The organism is Limnofasciculus baicalensis BBK-W-15 (genome assembly GCF_024178385.1).
Classification (GTDB): domain Bacteria; phylum Cyanobacteriota; class Cyanobacteriia; order Cyanobacteriales; family Coleofasciculaceae; genus Limnofasciculus; species Limnofasciculus baicalensis.
In genome coordinates, this window is the sequence record NZ_JAMZMM010000704.1 from 1 (window position 1) to 1,348 (window position 1,348).

The following is a 1,348-nucleotide window of genomic DNA, read 5'->3' on the forward strand; positions in this document are numbered from 1 at the left end:
GGTTTGGAAGCCTACACCATACCTGTACTCAGGTTGGTGTAGGAGATGTCACAAAGAGGACTTACGCAGTAATACTATATATGGGTGTGTTACGCTACGCTAACACACCCTACATTCAAAAACATTAGGTAAGTCCTATAAAATAAGGGTTTGAGATTCTTGTTCGGAGATGTCTAATTGGGAAATTGAGGTGATAAAATCTTTATGGTTGTGCCACAAACGAATAGCCAAAGAGCAATAGCCACACAAAACCTATATGAAACAGATTTCTACGCTTGGACTGAGAAACAAGTGTCTTTACTGGGCCAACATCAGTGGAATCAGCTTGATTTACTCAATCTAATTGAGGAGATTGAATCTTTGGGGAAACAGCAACGCCAAGAATTACGAAATCGATTGAGTATACTGATTGGACATTTGCTGAAATGGGAGTACCAGTCACAATGTCGTAGTCGTAGTTGGCTAGCTACTATTCGGGTGCAGCGTCGCGATACTTTACGGTTACTGAAAGATAACCCAAGTTTAAAATCTTTCCTTGAGGATATAGTGTCAGAGGCTTACGAAAATGGCAGGGATTTAGCTATGGGAGAAACGGATTTACCAGAGGAAACTTTCCCCAAGATATGTCGATATAGTTTAACGGAAATTTTAGATAATTGTTTTTATCCTGGGCAGACGAGCGAGTTAGTAAGTTAAGTGGAGTAGATGTTTTGTTTCCTTATTTCTTGCTCCCCCTTCCCTTGAAGGGAAGGGGGCTGGGGGGTTAGGTTTTTCCACTTATTACAACTGGTGCAAGTTATGAGTTTAATTCCGATCTAAGAATTTTATATTAACGCGATCGCCAACTTTAAGACCTAATTGGGCTGCTCTGCCACCGCGTAATTCAATTACTTGATCGATGGCGACTCCTGGACCGTAAGTAGGACAAGGGCTTGAGGTACAACCAGGGACATTGGATGCGATCGCTTTAACTTCACCATCCCGCAAAAATACCATATCTAAAGATATTTTCACATTTTTCATCCAAAAGCTCACAGCTTGTGCTGGATTAAAGGGAAATAACATACCTCTGTCATCTGGTAGAGATGTTCGATACATCAATCCTATTTGCTGCTCTTGAGGAGTGCGAGCCACTTCCAATAGAATCTGCTGATTTCCCATTTGAGCTTCTGCCGAAATCGGTAACATTTGACCTGAGTTTAAGGGTGATGGTGATACTGATGGGGGTGCTGGTAGCTCTTCGCCAGATTTTAACGGTGTTGAAGAAGCAACTTTGACTGGAACTGATGCAGAACAGGCAATCAGGAAAATAGTGAGGGTTATTCCTGCTAAACGGATGAGAGACTTC

At 41.9% G+C, this 1,348-nt stretch carries 2 protein-coding genes; one reads left to right on the forward strand and one right to left on the reverse strand.

Features of this window, described 5'->3' with window-relative positions; all coding sequences use genetic code 11:
• Positions 1-204 precede the first annotated feature (204 nt).
• On the forward strand, positions 205-696 hold the full coding sequence (locus NJ959_RS29590; protein WP_254015338.1) for a DUF29 domain-containing protein: 492 nt from the start codon (positions 205-207) through the stop codon (positions 694-696).
• A 108-nt stretch (positions 697-804) separates the two neighbouring features.
• Here NJ959_RS29590 and NJ959_RS29595 read toward each other — a convergent pair whose 3' ends face one another.
• The gene (locus tag NJ959_RS29595) at positions 805-1,338 is read right to left on the reverse strand and encodes a DUF192 domain-containing protein (protein ID WP_373693743.1); all 534 of its coding nucleotides are present in this window, start codon (positions 1,336-1,338) and stop codon (positions 805-807) included.
• Between the last annotated feature and the right edge of the window lie 10 nt (positions 1,339-1,348).